Origin of the sequence: Pseudomonas izuensis (genome assembly GCF_002356535.2) — a bacterium.
Taxonomy (GTDB): Bacteria; Pseudomonadota; Gammaproteobacteria; order Pseudomonadales; family Pseudomonadaceae; genus Aquipseudomonas; species Aquipseudomonas izuensis.
This window is the reverse complement of sequence record NZ_AP017423.2, coordinates 6,488,697-6,502,349: the sequence shown is the minus strand read 5'-3', so window position 1 is coordinate 6,502,349 and position 13,653 is coordinate 6,488,697. Positions and strand designations below refer to the sequence as shown.

Genomic DNA, 13,653 nt, shown 5'->3' with positions numbered 1-13,653 from the left:
GCATGCAGTATCGCGACTTGCGCGACTTTATCAGCGGGCTGGAAAAGCGCGGTGAACTCAAGCGCATCCAGGTTCCGGTGTCCCCAGTGCTCGAAATGACCGAGGTCTGTGACCGCACCTTGCGCGCCAAGGGCCCGGCCCTGCTTTTCGAAAAGCCCACCGGCTATGACATTCCCGTGCTGGGCAACCTGTTCGGCACCCCCGAGCGCGTCGCGTTGGGCATGGGCGCCGAAGCGGTCAGCGAGCTGCGCGAGATCGGCAAGTTGCTGGCGTTCCTCAAGGAGCCCGAGCCGCCGAAGGGCCTGAAAGATGCGTGGTCCAAGCTGCCGATTTTCCGCAAGATCATCTCGATGGCGCCCAAGGTCGTCAAAGACGCGATCTGCCAGGAAGTGGTCATCGAAGGCGATGACGTCGACCTCGCAACGTTGCCGGTGCAGACCTGCTGGCCGGGCGATGTCGCGCCGTTGATCACCTGGGGCCTGACCGTCACCAAAGGGCCGAACAAGGACCGGCAGAACCTCGGGATCTACCGTCAGCAAGTGATTGGCCGCAACAAAGTCATCATGCGCTGGCTGAGTCATCGTGGCGGCGCGCTGGATTACCGCGAGTGGTGCGAGAAGCATCCCGGCCGGCCGTTCCCGGTCTCTGTTGCGCTGGGCGCCGACCCTGCGACCATTCTTGGCGCCGTGACCCCGGTGCCGGATAGCCTCTCCGAGTACGCTTTCGCCGGCTTGCTGCGCGGCAACCGTACCGAACTGGTGAAATGCCGCGGCAACGACCTGCAAGTGCCGGCCACCGCCGAGATCATCCTCGAAGGCGTGATCCACCCCGGCGAGATGGCCGATGAGGGGCCGTACGGCGACCACACCGGCTACTACAACGAAGTCGACAGCTTCCCGGTGTTCACGGTGGAGCGTATTACCCATCGCATCAAACCGATTTACCACAGTACCTACACCGGCCGTCCGCCGGATGAGCCGGCGATTCTTGGGGTGGCGCTGAACGAAGTGTTCGTGCCGATCCTGCAAAAGCAGTTCCCGGAGATCACCGATTTCTACCTGCCGCCCGAAGGCTGTTCGTATCGCATGGCCGTCGTGACCATGAAGAAGTCGTATCCGGGGCATGCCAAGCGGGTAATGCTGGGTGTCTGGTCGTTTTTGCGACAGTTCATGTACACCAAGTTCGTTATCGTCACCGACGACGATATCAACGCACGGGACTGGAACGACGTGATCTGGGCCATCACCACGCGCATGGACCCCAAGCGCGACACGGTGATGATCGAGAACACACCGATCGACTACCTGGACTTCGCCTCGCCGGTGTCTGGCCTGGGTTCGAAGATGGGCCTGGATGCCACGCATAAGTGGCCAGGCGAAACCACGCGGGAATGGGGTCGGGTGATCGTCAAGGACGACGCCGTGACCCAGCGGATCGATGCCATCTGGAATCAGTTAGGAATAGATTGATGCGTGTAACCTTGCAGCCCTCCGGAGCAGTGCTGGAGATTCAGCCCGGCGAGCGGATTCTCGATGGCGCACGGCGTCTGGGCTATGAATGCCCGCAAAGCTGTCGCAACGGTAACTGCCATGTGTGCGCTGCACTGTTGGTGGAAGGCCGGGTAGAGCAGGAAGGCGGTGTGCGTGACCATGGCGAGTTCTACACTTGCATAGCAGAGCCGCTGGAAGACTGCATCGTGCTGTGGGATGGCGTGCTCGCGCTGGGAGAATTGCCGGTGCGCAGTCTGTCGTGTCAGGTCACCAGTTGCACCGAGGTCGGTGGTGATACCTGGCGGGTCCGGCTGCGGGCGCCGGCCGGCAAGCCTCCGCGTTACCACGCTGGCCAGTACTTGATGATCCATCGGGATAACGGCGAAAAGTCGTCCTTTTCCCTGGCGTCCGCTCCCTCTGGCGGGCGAGATCTGGAAATCCACGTACTGGCGCGCGAGGCCAGTGCACAAAATCTGATCAAGCAACTGCAACGCGACACGATGGTGCGGATCGACATGCCATTCGGCGATGCACACCTGGCCGAGTTGCCGGACGGTCCGCTGGTGCTGATTGCCGCGGGCACCGGCATGGGCCAGATTCACGGCCTGATCGAGCATTGCCGTGCAGAAGGTTTCAAGCATCCGGTGCATCTGTACTGGGGCGTGCGTCGACCTGAAGATTTTTATGAAGTCGAACATTGGGATGAGTGGCTGAAACTGCCCAATCTTTTCCTGCATAAAGTCGTCAGCGATCAGTGCGGCTGGCAGGGCCGTTTCGGCATGTTGCATGAGGCGGTGTGCGAAGACTTTCCCGATCTCAAGGCTCTGCACGTCTATGCCAGTGGCTCGCCGGCGATGGTCTACGGCACGCTGGATGCACTGGTCGAGGCGGGGATGGATGCCCACCAGATGCGCGCCGATGTGTTCGCCTACGCGCCGCGATCGTAGGCGAACAAGTGTTAGAAACGAACACCGGTAGTGATCATGGCGGCGTTGAAACCGAGCAGCACCAGCTCAGCCGCCAAGGGTCCGTAATGTGCGCCGAGTGAAGGGATGATCACCGGTGCGACCCCAAAGCGATTCAATGGGATCTTGTCCTGATACTTGCCGCTGTAACCTTCCAGCAGACCGCCGGTAAGTTTGATATACACGGGATAGTTCGCATTTTCGTAGCGTTGACCGGCATAGGCATAATATGAACGCTGGCTGAACGAGTTGCGAAAAGTGGCGGCGCCAAACAACCAGCCGGACGCTTCGTCGCGCTCAAGGCCAATAAGATCCTGATTGTTGTTGTGGTCAGGGTCGGGCGAATAGTGTTTTGTATAGACACTGGTCTGTAGATACCACGATCCCGTGTCCTTGGTGGTTGTGTCCTGCGCTAGCGCAAGCGGCGTCAAGAGCATGAGCAGCAGCCCGTACATCCCTGGGTTTTTCATCGTGCAGCCCCTGTAAAGGCAGTTTGGCTTGCGCCTGTGGGTGGCTGTTATACGCGACGTCCGATGCAGTGGGCAGGCGGAAAATCCGTAGGTGGTGTAGGAAGTTTCTGATAGGTGGCTTTTATCCTAGACGGGCATAATGCTTATACATATTTCATTCTGGTATTTAAAATAGTTACAGAATGATATTAAGGTATATGGGCGTCGCTTCCAGCATTCAGGTTTGAAGTGCCTGTCGGAAGGTCACACGGTCTTAATTTCTTTTCGTTTTGCCTTTACTGCTATATGTTCTATTACGTAAATGTTACTTACATTTTGTAATGCTTGCAGGGTCGAACCCCTATCGCCATGAGCGCCATTGAATCTTCGTTTTTGAACCTGACTTACCCTCCGCGGCTCGATCTGGGGCCACAGCTCACACATGAACAATTGCTCAGCTCGATGCAATCGACCATGGCTCGCCACAAGGGTGGGCCGGTGTGGCTGTTCGCGTACGGCTCGTTGATCTGGCGCCCTGAGTGCACAGCGGTTGAGCGGGTTCGCGGGCGGGTGCATGGCTACCATCGCGGTCTGTACCTGTGGTCCCACGAACATCGCGGCACGCCGGAAATGCCAGGGCTGGTATTCGGTCTGGATCGCGGCGGCTCATGCAGCGGCTTTGCCTATCGCTTGCCGGAAGAACAACTGGAGGCTTCGTTGTATGCGCTATGGAAGCGCGAGATGCCGTTCCCGTCGTACCGCCCGCACTGGCTCAACTGCCGGCTGGAAGACGGCAATCAGGTTCAGGCGTTGGGTTTTGTTCTGGAGCGGCACTTGCCCAGCTACGCCGGCAACTTGCCGGATCATGTGCTGAGCCACGTTTTCGAAAACGCTTGCGGGCGTTACGGCACCACTCGCGATTATGTCGAGCAGACCGCCCACGCCCTGCGCAGCCACGCCATGCCAGACCGGAATCTGGAGGCGCGGCTCAAGCGCTGCAAATCAAAGTCTGATCAGGCGAGTGCTTCGCGGCTCTGACTGGCGACTTGCTTGTGCCACAGCGTTGGTGCAAGGAGCGCCATCGCCAGCAGGCATGCACCAATCAGCAAGACGAAGCCACCGTCCCAGCCAAAATGGTCCACGGTGTAGCCCATCGCTGCACTGGCCGCGACCGATCCTCCCAGGTACCCGAACAGACCGGTAAAGCCCGCAGCCGTGCCGGCGGCTTTCTTCGGTGCCAGTTCCAGCGCTTGCAGGCCGATCAACATCACCGGGCCATAGATCAGGAAGCCGATGGAAATCAGCGCGATCATGTCGACGGTCGGGTTGCCCGCGGGGTTGAGCCAGTACACCAGCGTCGCCACAGTCACCAGTGCCATAAACACCATACCGGTCAGGCCACGGTTACCCCGGAAGATTTTGTCCGACATCCAGCCGCACAACAGCGTGCCCGGAATACCGGCCCACTCATAAAAGAAGTAGGCCCAGGACGTCTTGTCCACGGTGAAGCCCTTGGCTTCCTTGAGATAGGTCGGCGCCCAGTCCAGCACGCCATAGCGCAGCAGGTAGACAAAGACGTTGGCCATGGCGATGTACCAGAGCATCTTGTTGCGCAACACGTACTTGACGAAGATTTCCTTGGCGCTGAATTCTTCTTCGTGGCTGGCGTCGTAACCTTCCGGGTAGTCATTCTTGTACTTCTCGATCGGCGGCAGGCCGACCGATTGCGGAGTATCGCGCATCACGACGAAAGCAAACACCGCCACCGCCAGGGCCACCGACGCCGGCACGTAGAACGCCGCGTGCCAGTCATTGAACAGACCCATGCCGATCAGGAACAGCGGGCCGATCAAGCCGCCGCCGACGTTGTGCGCCACGTTCCACAGCGATACCACGCCGCCGCGTTCCTTTTGCGACCACCAGTGCACCATGGTCCGTCCACTCGGCGGCCAGCCCATGCCCTGCGCCCAGCCATTGATGAACAGCAGCACGAACATGATGGTCACGCTGGACGTCGCCCAATGCGCAAAACCGAAAATGAACATCACCGCAGCCGAGACCAGCAGGCCGAACGGCAGGAAGAAGCGCGGGTTGGAGCGGTCGGACACAATGCCCATCAAGAACTTGGACAGACCGTAGGCGATGGCAATCGCCGACAGCGCCACACCCAGCTCACCGCGGGTGTAACCCTGTTCGATCAGGTAGGGCATGGCCAGGGAGAAGTTTTTGCGCAGCAGGTAATAACCCGCGTAACCGATAAAAATACCGGCGAAGATCTGCCAGCGCAGGCGTCGGTAGGTGCTGTCTATTTTTTCTTCAGGCAAGGGAGCCTGATGTGCGGCAGGACGAAAGAAAGCAAACATTCAAGAGCTCCAAATTTCTTGTTTTGACTGCGGATGCGAATATTACAGTTTCGTTACCGAAAATAGCATCGGTTCTCATCGGCAAAACAGTGGAAATGTTGGAAATCGAGTGTTCCTTTATGAACACGTCGTTCAGACATAAATGAAGAGCGGTGTAGGAAGGATTACCTGCTTCCGCTTTGATGCGGCAGTTCCGTTCGGAATAGGGCAGGTTTTTGGGAAAGGTCCTGCACTTTTACCGGAAGCCATGGCCTTCAGGCCAAAGCCTTCGATCTTTACCCTTTGTCCTGCTGCCAGATCTGGCAGTTCAAGCGTGAAAGGGAGGGGTTATGCGGTGGGTGGTGTGTGTGGTGCTGCTGTTGGTGTTGTCTGTTGAAAGCAGAGCGGACGTGTTCCTGATACCGGAACACAACCCCAGGCCGGTTTACCCACTGGCGTTGCAACGGGCCGGGATCATCGGCGATGTCCGGGCCGGGTTTACGGTGCATGCCGATGGTTCGGTGAGTAAGGTGAGCATTTTGCAAAGCGACCATTCTGGTCTGGCCGAGGCGACCAGGGTTGTGATCTCTCAGTGGCGGTTCAAACCCTGGACGGTCGAAGGTGACAAGCCTTGCCTGAGCAGCCCGGGCTCCAGGTATGCGAGGTTTTTGCCGAAGGATATTCGCGAGTTGCTTTAGTTTTGATCAGGTCTGGACAACGTTGATCGAAGTCCAGACCCTCTGCTGGACTCAGCGAACCTGCACCACCACCTTGCCAACTGCCTTGCGCTGGCCAAGATCATTGATCGCTTGCGCAGCATTGCCCAGCGGATACACCTGCGACACCAGCGGCTTCAACTTGCCTTCGGCAAACCAGCCGAACAATTGCTGGAAGTTCGCCGCGTTGTCCTGCGGCTGGCGCTGGGCAAACGAACCCCAGAACACACCGATCACGGCGGCGCCTTTGAGCAGGGCGAGGTTGACCGGGAGTTCGGGGATGCGGCCGCTGGCAAAACCGACCACCAGCAGGCGACCGTTCCAGGCGATGGATCGGATAGCCTGGTCGAACAGGTCGCCGCCTACCGGGTCGTAAATCACGTCGGCACCCTGGCCATCGGTCAGGCGCTTGATTTCGTCCTTGAGGCTGGTTTCGCTGTAGTTGATCAGTTCATCGGCACCGGCGGCCTTGGCCACGGCCAGCTTTTCCGCGCTGCTGGCGGCAGCGATCACCCGGGCGCCCATGGCCTTGCCGATTTCCACCGCGGCCAGGCCGACGCCGCCCGAGGCACCGAGTACCAGCAGGGTTTCACCGGGTTGCAGGTTGCCGCGCTGCTTGAGCGCGTGCATCGAGGTGCCGTAGGTCATGCTGAAGGCGGCGGCGGTGTTGAAATCCATGGAGGACGGGATCGGCAGCACGTTGTAGCCCGGCACCGCGACCTGTTCGGCGAAGCTGCCCCAGCCGGTCAGGGCCATGACCCGGTCACCGACTTTCAGATGGCTGACCTTTTCACCCACCGCGCTGACCACGCCAGCCGCTTCGCCGCCCGGGGAAAACGGGAAGGGCGGTTTGAACTGGTAGTTGCCCTCGATGATCAGCGTGTCCGGGAAATTCACCCCGGCGGCGTGCACGTCCAGCAGGATTTCGTTCTTCTTCGCGACAGGACTGGCGACGTCTTCCAGCACCAGCGATTCGGCAGGGCCGAAGGCTTTGCACAGCACGGCTTTCATCAGGGCTATTCCTTTGGGAGTGATGGCCGATAAGTGTAGGTGTGTGAGTCGACGGGTCAACGAGCATGCCCGGCCCTGATAGTCAGCCATAAGCTTGTGCTTGAACGACGGGTCGATATGCTAGGCCGCAAACCGGATAAGGAGTGAATTGTGAAAGCGTGGATCATGTTGATGCTGGCCCTGTCCCTGCCTGTTGCAGCGGTGGCCGAAGAAGCCAAGGAAAGTACGGCGCCCAAGGTCAATTACATCACCTTGAGCCCGCCGTTCGTGGGTAACTATGGGCTGGATGGCACGGCCAAGCTCAAGGTCTATAAGGCTGACGTGGCCTTGCGGGTCACTGGCGACGAGGCGTTCAAGGCAGTCAAGGCCAACGAACCCTTGATCCGTAATCAGCTGGTGGCGCTGTTTGCCCAACAGACCACCGAGACGATGAACAACGTCGAGGCCAAGGAGAAGTTGCGTCAGGAAGCGCTCAAGCAAACCCAGCAGGTTTTGAACGACGAAACCGGCAAGCCCGTGGTTGAGGACTTGTTGTTCAACAACCTCATCATCCAGTAATGCTGGATCCTGTGGGAGCAAGCTTTGCTCCCACAAGAGCGATATCCCCGGTAAACCGCGCTCCTATAAGAGCGCAATCACCGCCGCCCATTGCTCCGCCGTCACCGGCATCACAGAAAGCCTCGACCCCTTCTGCACCAATGGCATCTCCGCCAGCACCGTCTGCTGTTTCAGATAGTCCAGCTTCAGCACCCTGGAAAACGTCTCCACATGCGCGACATCGATCGCGCTCCAGGCGTTTTTTTCTACGGTAGCCTTCGGATCGTAGTAATGGCTTTCAGGCTCCAGCGCAGTCGGGTCCGGATACGCGGCTTCTACAATCTTGCCGATGCCGGCAATGCCCGGCTCGGGACAGCTGGAGTGGTAGAAGAAAAACTCGTCCCCCACCGCCATGGCCCTTAGAAAGTTCCGCGCCTGATAGTTGCGAACCCCGTCCCAGCGCGCTCTACCGAGCGTTTCCAGACCTTTGATCGAGAGTTCGTCGGGCTCGGATTTCATCAGCCAATAGGCCATGGTTTGGCTCCTTGCGGGGGTGTGTGGACAGGTGGTCCGGCAATTTTATGACAAACCGACAGTCGGTTGACGCCACCATTTGCGCGCCGGTTCACGTTGTCGCAAAATGCCGGCCTTTCAAGCTTGACGCTGCTGCACGGCCTACAAACGGAAACCGCTGCTGTCATCGTGTTGATATGCCTTTGGGGGGCAATCGATGAAACGCAAACCGGATTTACTATGGATTTTGGTTATTCTGTTCGGCCTTGGCGTCGTGACCACCGGCTATGCCCAAAGCCTGTGGACCAACAAGATCGACGCGCCGGTTGAAGTCTCGCCGTTGCAGCAACAGTCGACAGCCTTCAAGCGCTGAATCTGTTTTCTCGACGCCGCTGATTGCAGTGGCGTCTAATCTGCGAAGTACCACGCCTTGTCCGTCACCGTTCCTTGCAACGGCACATCCCAGCTCGCTTGAGCCAGTCGCTCCACTTTCTGACATTCATGGGCCAGCCCCAGTAACGTCGGCTTACGCCAGTCATTACGGCGCGCCAGGTAGGCGAGGCTTCGATCATAAAAGCCACCGCCCATGCCCAGGCGTCCACCGACATCGTCAAACCCCACTAACGGCAGCAGCACCAGATCCAGCGCCCAGACTTTACGTTGCCGGGCGAGGTTGTGCCTTGGTTCGAGAATACGAAATCGGTTGGGCTTGAGTTTTTCGCCGGGGCGGATGCGTTGGAACACCATTTTGGTTCGTGGCCATGCACTGAGCACCGGCAGATAGGTGGCCTTGCCCCGACGCTGGGCGGCACGCAGCAGCAGTCGCGGATCGATTTCGCCGTCGGTGGGCAGATAAAGAGAGATGTGTTTGGCGCGACGGAACAGCGGTTGCTGGGCCAATTGCTTGTACAGCCCGCGAGCCGCCTGGCGCTGCTGGCTGGGTGTCAGTGCGCGGCGGGCTTTGCGCAGCATGCGTCGAAGTTGCGGGCGGGGAAGCAGCGCAGGTTCGTTCATGAATTCGGGCTTCAACAATACGGGTAGGTGAAGCGTACCCGTAAAAAAGCCGATGCCGGTATAAAAACCGGCATCGGCTGGAATCAGGCTCCCCGAATGTGCCGCTGTCGACTTAGCCCTTGAACCCGAAAGTTCAAGGTGGAAGATGCAGTAGGCTTTAAGGCTTTCCGTCTAGCGGACATGCACACCAGCCCAACGCGCAACCTCCAGGGTATAGCAAATCGGCTCAGGGACATCGCCAACTGGCAAGCACCCCAGGGAGTGAGCAGAGTATACCGCAAGCGGTGGCGCGAATCAGCCTTTGGTGACATCCGGATCGGTGGCGAGCACCAGATCGACGCGATCGAGCAGGTCGCGCACCTGCTCGCGGGTCGACCCGCTGGCCTGGATACTCGGGCGTTCTTCCTTGTGCAGCAGGTCGTGAGTGATGTTCAGGGCGGCCATGACGGCGATGCGGTCGGCGCCGATGACTTTGCCGCTGCTGCGGATTTCGCGCATCTTGCCGTCCAGGTAACGGGCGGCGCTCACCAGGTTGCTGCGTTCTTCCTGGGGGCAAATGATCGAATATTCTTTGTCGAGGATCTGCACGGTGACGCTATTGCTTGAACTCATGAGTCTTGCTCCAGGGCCTTGAGGCGCGAAATCATCGATTCGACCTTACGCCGGGCGATTTCGTTTTTTTCAATGAGGTGAGCGCGTTCCTCGCGCCAGGTCTTTTCCTGTGCTAGTAAGAGTCCGTTTTGGCTCTTAAGTTGCTCGACTCGGGTAATCAGCAGTTCGAGTCTGGCCATCAGCGCTTGCAGGTCGGTGTCTTCCATTGTGTCCACGGTTCGTCTGATGGGTGGTAGCTGGCAGACCATTGCAGGAGCGAGCTTGCTCGCGATGGTCGCCAACGATAACGCTGGGTCCCTGACACCCCGCAGTGTTTTCGGGTTCATCGCGAGCAAGCTCGCTCCTACAGGGGTAGTCGATGTAGGATACAAGGCCTTCATTCTAGACATAGCGCCGTCTGGCGCCTAGCTGCCCATGCCCATTCAGAATTCTCCGTACCAAGCCTTCGCCACCCTGCTGACTTCCAGCGGTCACCCTGTCTCGCCTGCCGAACTGCACGGCCTGTTGCTCGGACGCAGCTGCGCCGGCGCCGGTTTCGATGCCGAGGGCTGGCTGATCGATGCCGCCGAACTGCTTGAAAGCGAGCCGCAGGACAACGTCCGCGCTGCCTTGCTCGGCCTGCAAGAGATGGTCAAGGGCGAACTCACCGGCGAGGACGTGACCGTCGTCCTGTTGCTGCCGACCGACGATGCCCCGCTGGCAGACCGCGCCGTGGCACTGGGCCAGTGGTGCCAGGGTTTCCTCAGCGGTTTCGGCTTGAACTGCCGTGACAGCAGCATGCTGAGCACCGAGGCCACCGAAGTGTTGCAGGACCTGGCCGCCATTTCCCAGGTCCAGGACGCCCTGGAAGAATCCGAAGACGGTGAAACCGACTACATGGAAGTCATGGAGTACCTGCGCGTCGCGCCGCTGTTGCTGTTCTCCGAAACCCGGAAAGCGGAAGAAGCGCCGGCTGCCAAACCGTCGTTGCACTAATAGAAGACAGGGAACGCCATCTGCCCATGATTCATATCCCGAAATCGGAATACAGCCGTCGCCGCAAGGCGTTGATGGCGCAGATGGAGCCCAACAGCATCGCTATCCTGCCCGCCGCCGCGGTGGCCATTCGCAACCGCGACGTCGAGCACGTCTACCGTCAGGACAGCGACTTCCAGTACCTCAGTGGTTTCCCCGAGCCACAGGCCGTCCTGGTCTTGATGCCGGGGCGTTTGCATGGCGAATACATCCTGTTCTGCCGCGAACGCAACGCCGAACGGGAGTTGTGGGATGGCTTGCGCGCGGGCCAGGAAGGTGCGATTCGCGACTTCGGCGCCGACGATGCGTTCCCGATCACTGACATCGACGACATCCTGCCGGGCCTGATCGAAGGCCGTGACCGGGTGTATTCGGCCATGGGCAGCAACCCGGAATTCGACCGCCACCTGATGGAATGGATCAACGTGATCCGCTCCAAGGCCAGCCTCGGCGCCCAGCCGCCGAACGAATTCGTTGCGCTGGATCACTTGCTTCACGACATGCGCCTGTATAAATCGGCGGCAGAAGTGAAAGTGATGCGCGAGGCCGCGCGGATTTCCGCCCAGGCCCATGTCCGCGCGATGCAGGCCAGCCGTGCCGGATTGCATGAGTTCAGCCTGGAAGCCGAACTCGACTACGAGTTCCGCAAGGGCGGGGCGAAGATGCCGGCCTACGGCTCGATTGTCGCGGCAGGGCGCAACAGCTGCATCCTGCACTATCAGCAGAATGACGCGGTGCTCAAGGACGGTGACCTGGTGCTGATCGACGCCGGTTGCGAGATCGATTGCTACGCCAGCGACATCACCCGCACCTGGCCGGTCAACGGCAAGTATTCAGCGGAGCAGAAAGCGATCTACGAGTTGGTGCTTGCAGCGCAGGAAGCCGCGTTTGCCGAGATTGCCCCGAACAAGCACTGGAATCAGGCCCATGAGGCCACAGTCCGGGTGATTACCGCTGGCCTGGTGGAGTTGGGGTTGTTGCAGGGCGAGGTCGACGAATTGATCGCCAGCGAAGCCTACAAAGCGTTTTACATGCACCGTGCCGGTCACTGGCTGGGCATGGACGTGCATGACGTCGGCGAATACAAGGTCGGCGGCGAATGGCGCGTGCTGGAGGTCGGCATGGCGCTGACCGTGGAGCCGGGGATCTACATTGCACCGGACAACAAGCACGTGGCGAAGAAGTGGCGCGGCATAGGCGTGCGCATCGAGGATGATGTTGTGGTCACCAAAAGCGGCTGTGAAATCCTGACCAAAGGCGTGCCGAAAACGGTCGCCGAGATCGAGGCCTTGATGGCGCAAGCACGGACACAAGCGGCATGAGTCGAGTCAATCTGGCAATCATCGGCGGTGGCCTGGTTGGCGCCAGCCTGGCCATGGCCTTGCAGGCCGGGGCCCGTGCCCGGGGCTGGAAGATCGTACTGATCGAACCCTTTGCCCCCGGCGATACCTATCAACCCAGCTATGACGCGCGCTCCACGGCATTGTCCTTTGGCGCCCGGCAGATTTATCAACGGCTGGGCGTCTGGCAGGAGATTTCCCGCCGCGCCGAGCCGATCAAACAGATTCACGTCTCCGACCGTGGGCGATTTTCCACGGCGCGATTGTCGGCGATGGAAGAGGGCGTTCCCGCGCTGGGCTATGTCGTGGAAAACGCCTGGCTCGGCCAATGCCTGTGGCAAGGCCTGGACAAGGACGTGATCAGTTGGCGTTGCCCGGCGGAAGTCACGCGCATGGAGCCGCTCACCGACGGCTACCGCCTGACCCTCAATGACGAAACCACCCTGGATTGCGACCTCGCGGTACTCGCCGATGGCGGCCGTTCCGGCCTGCGCGAGCAACTGGGCATCGGGGTCAGAACGCGCCCCTACAACCAGAGCGCGCTGATCGCCAACATAACCCCGAGCGAAGCCCACAACGGCATGGCCTTCGAGCGCTTCACCGACGATGGCCCGATGGCCTTGCTGCCGTTACCGGACAATCGTTGCGCATTGGTCTGGACCCGTCTGGGCATGGACGCGCAACGCTTGGCCGCCCTCGATGAACGCAGTTTCCTCAGCGAATTGCAGGGCGTGTTTGGCTATCGCCTCGGTTCGTTGAAGCAGGTCGGCGCACGGCACCTGTATCCGCTGTCGCTGGTGGAGGCCGAGGAACAGGTGCGACCGCATCTGGCGATTCTCGGCAACGCCGCCCACAGCTTGCACCCGATTGCCGGCCAGGGGTTCAACCTGTCCTTGCGCGATGCCCAGGCCCTGGCCGATGCGTTGCTCGCCAGTGAGCAGGTGCTTGGGGATTTTGCGACCTTGCAGGCCTATCGCGAGCACCAGCGTCTGGATCAGAACCTCACCGTCGGTTTCTCCGATCAGGTCACGCGTCTGTTCGGCAGCACGCAGCCACTGGTTTCGCTGGGGCGCAATCTCGGCCTGCTCGGCCTCGATCTGTTACCGCCGGCCAAGCGCTGGTTCGCCCGGCAGGCCATGGGCCTGGGTACTCGCCCTGATGTTTAAGTGGCTGAGCAGAACGTTTGGCAAGGCCAGGCTGATGCGCTGGTTCATGAGCTTCTATCCGCCATACCTCGGCGCCGGGGTTCGGGTGCGGCACATCAGCGATGATTTTCGTGACATTCAGGTGTCCATGGGCCTGGGTTGGTACAACCGCAATTACGTCGGCACCCAGTTCGGTGGCAGCCTGTACTCGATGGTCGATCCGTTCTTCATGCTGATGCTGATGGAAAATCTCGGGCGCAACTACATTGTCTGGGACAAGGCGGCCGACATCGATTTCATCGCACCGGGCAAAGGCCCGGTGTTTGCCCGCTTCAACATCGATGACACCTTGCTCGACGAAATCCGTCGGCAAACGGCAGACGGGCAAAAATACCTGCCGCAGTTGCAGGTCGATATTCACGACGGCGCCGGCCACCTGGTGGCGCGTGTCGGAAAAACCCTTTACGTGCGGCTCAAGCCGCAAGCGAGACAGGCTTAAAGCATG

General features: G+C 59.8%; 17 protein-coding genes and 1 other RNA gene. 10 read left to right on the top strand and 8 right to left on the bottom strand.

Annotated features, from left to right (window positions below; translation table 11 throughout):
• Positions 1 to 2 precede the first annotated feature (2 nt).
• On the top strand, positions 3 to 1,469 hold the full coding sequence (gene ubiD / locus LAB08_RS29175; RefSeq protein WP_096514290.1) for a 4-hydroxy-3-polyprenylbenzoate decarboxylase: 1,467 nt from the start codon (positions 3 to 5) through the stop codon (positions 1,467 to 1,469).
• Positions 1,469 to 2,437 carry a CDP-6-deoxy-delta-3,4-glucoseen reductase gene (locus LAB08_RS29170; RefSeq protein ID WP_096514291.1) on the top strand — a complete coding sequence of 323 codons (969 nt, stop codon included), beginning with the start codon at positions 1,469 to 1,471 and terminating at the stop codon, positions 2,435 to 2,437. The genes ubiD and LAB08_RS29170 overlap by 1 nt, the downstream gene beginning before the upstream one ends.
• Before the next feature lie 11 nt (positions 2,438 to 2,448).
• On the opposite strand, the gene LAB08_RS29165 is transcribed toward LAB08_RS29170, so the two are convergent.
• Complete coding sequence (locus LAB08_RS29165; protein ID WP_096514292.1) at positions 2,449 to 2,925, bottom strand: sn-glycerol-3-phosphate transporter; 477 nt, start codon at positions 2,923 to 2,925, stop codon at positions 2,449 to 2,451.
• 348 nt (positions 2,926 to 3,273) lie between these two features.
• On the opposite strand from LAB08_RS29165, the gene LAB08_RS29160 reads away from it, so the two are divergent.
• The gene (locus LAB08_RS29160; protein ID WP_096514293.1) at positions 3,274 to 3,942 is read left to right on the top strand and encodes a gamma-glutamylcyclotransferase; all 669 of its coding nucleotides are present in this window, start codon (positions 3,274 to 3,276) and stop codon (positions 3,940 to 3,942) included.
• On the opposite strand, the gene glpT is transcribed toward LAB08_RS29160, so the two are convergent.
• Entirely contained in the window at positions 3,918 to 5,267 is a 1,350-nt protein-coding gene (gene glpT, locus LAB08_RS29155; protein WP_096514294.1) for a glycerol-3-phosphate transporter, read from the bottom strand. The two genes, LAB08_RS29160 and glpT, sit on opposite strands and share 25 nt — an antisense overlap.
• 347 nt (positions 5,268 to 5,614) lie before the next feature.
• Here glpT and LAB08_RS29150 point away from each other — a divergent pair, with 347 nt between their 5' ends.
• Positions 5,615 to 5,944, top strand: a complete 330-nt coding sequence (locus tag LAB08_RS29150) for an energy transducer TonB (protein ID WP_254007494.1) — start codon at positions 5,615 to 5,617, stop codon at positions 5,942 to 5,944.
• A 51-nt stretch (positions 5,945 to 5,995) separates the two neighbouring features.
• On the opposite strand, the gene LAB08_RS29145 is transcribed toward LAB08_RS29150, so the two are convergent.
• On the bottom strand, positions 5,996 to 6,973 hold the full coding sequence (locus LAB08_RS29145) for an NADPH:quinone oxidoreductase family protein (RefSeq protein ID WP_096514296.1): 978 nt from the start codon (positions 6,971 to 6,973) through the stop codon (positions 5,996 to 5,998).
• A gap of 150 nt (positions 6,974 to 7,123) precedes the next feature.
• On the opposite strand from LAB08_RS29145, the gene LAB08_RS29140 reads away from it, so the two are divergent.
• On the top strand, positions 7,124 to 7,531 hold the full coding sequence (locus LAB08_RS29140; protein WP_096514297.1) for a flagellar basal body-associated protein FliL: 408 nt from the start codon (positions 7,124 to 7,126) through the stop codon (positions 7,529 to 7,531).
• Positions 7,532 to 7,594: 63 nt separating this feature from the next.
• Here the strand turns inward: LAB08_RS29140 and LAB08_RS29135 are convergent, their stop codons facing one another.
• Positions 7,595 to 8,044, bottom strand: coding sequence for an EVE domain-containing protein (locus tag LAB08_RS29135; RefSeq protein WP_096514298.1), 450 nt, complete (start codon positions 8,042 to 8,044; stop codon positions 7,595 to 7,597).
• Positions 8,045 to 8,240: 196 nt separating this feature from the next.
• Between LAB08_RS29135 and LAB08_RS29130 the strand changes: the two genes are divergently transcribed.
• On the top strand, positions 8,241 to 8,396 hold the full coding sequence (locus LAB08_RS29130) for a hypothetical protein (RefSeq protein ID WP_096514299.1): 156 nt from the start codon (positions 8,241 to 8,243) through the stop codon (positions 8,394 to 8,396).
• Between the two features lie 35 nt (positions 8,397 to 8,431).
• Here the strand turns inward: LAB08_RS29130 and LAB08_RS29125 are convergent, their stop codons facing one another.
• The 4 genes from LAB08_RS29125 to LAB08_RS29110 form a co-directional block, all read right to left on the bottom strand.
• Positions 8,432 to 9,037 carry a 5-formyltetrahydrofolate cyclo-ligase gene (locus LAB08_RS29125; protein ID WP_096514300.1) on the bottom strand — a complete coding sequence of 202 codons (606 nt, stop codon included), beginning with the start codon at positions 9,035 to 9,037 and terminating at the stop codon, positions 8,432 to 8,434.
• A gap of 85 nt (positions 9,038 to 9,122) precedes the next feature.
• Positions 9,123 to 9,301, bottom strand: a non-coding RNA gene (gene ssrS / locus LAB08_RS29120) — 6S RNA.
• A 30-nt stretch (positions 9,302 to 9,331) separates the two neighbouring features.
• The gene (locus tag LAB08_RS29115; RefSeq protein WP_096514301.1) at positions 9,332 to 9,649 is read right to left on the bottom strand and encodes a cell division protein ZapA; all 318 of its coding nucleotides are present in this window, start codon (positions 9,647 to 9,649) and stop codon (positions 9,332 to 9,334) included.
• Entirely contained in the window at positions 9,646 to 9,855 is a 210-nt protein-coding gene (locus LAB08_RS29110) for a TIGR02449 family protein (RefSeq protein ID WP_007982902.1), read from the bottom strand. Before LAB08_RS29110 ends, LAB08_RS29115 begins: the two co-directional genes overlap by 4 nt.
• A gap of 208 nt (positions 9,856 to 10,063) precedes the next feature.
• Between LAB08_RS29110 and LAB08_RS29105 the strand changes: the two genes are divergently transcribed.
• From LAB08_RS29105 to LAB08_RS29090, 4 genes are read left to right on the top strand one after another with little or no spacing between them, the layout of a single operon-like run.
• A complete protein-coding gene (locus tag LAB08_RS29105; protein ID WP_096514303.1) occupies positions 10,064 to 10,624 on the top strand; it encodes a YecA/YgfB family protein in 561 nt (186 codons plus the stop codon).
• A 26-nt stretch (positions 10,625 to 10,650) separates the two neighbouring features.
• On the top strand, positions 10,651 to 11,985 hold the full coding sequence (pepP, locus tag LAB08_RS29100; protein ID WP_096514304.1) for a Xaa-Pro aminopeptidase: 1,335 nt from the start codon (positions 10,651 to 10,653) through the stop codon (positions 11,983 to 11,985).
• The gene (gene ubiH / locus LAB08_RS29095; protein WP_096514305.1) at positions 11,982 to 13,169 is read left to right on the top strand and encodes a 2-octaprenyl-6-methoxyphenyl hydroxylase; all 1,188 of its coding nucleotides are present in this window, start codon (positions 11,982 to 11,984) and stop codon (positions 13,167 to 13,169) included. Before pepP ends, ubiH begins: the two co-directional genes overlap by 4 nt.
• Positions 13,162 to 13,647: a DUF4442 domain-containing protein gene (locus tag LAB08_RS29090; protein ID WP_096514306.1), complete on the top strand. Its 486-nt coding sequence runs from the start codon at positions 13,162 to 13,164 to the stop codon at positions 13,645 to 13,647. The genes ubiH and LAB08_RS29090 overlap by 8 nt, the downstream gene beginning before the upstream one ends.
• Positions 13,648 to 13,653: the final 6 nt, after the last annotated feature.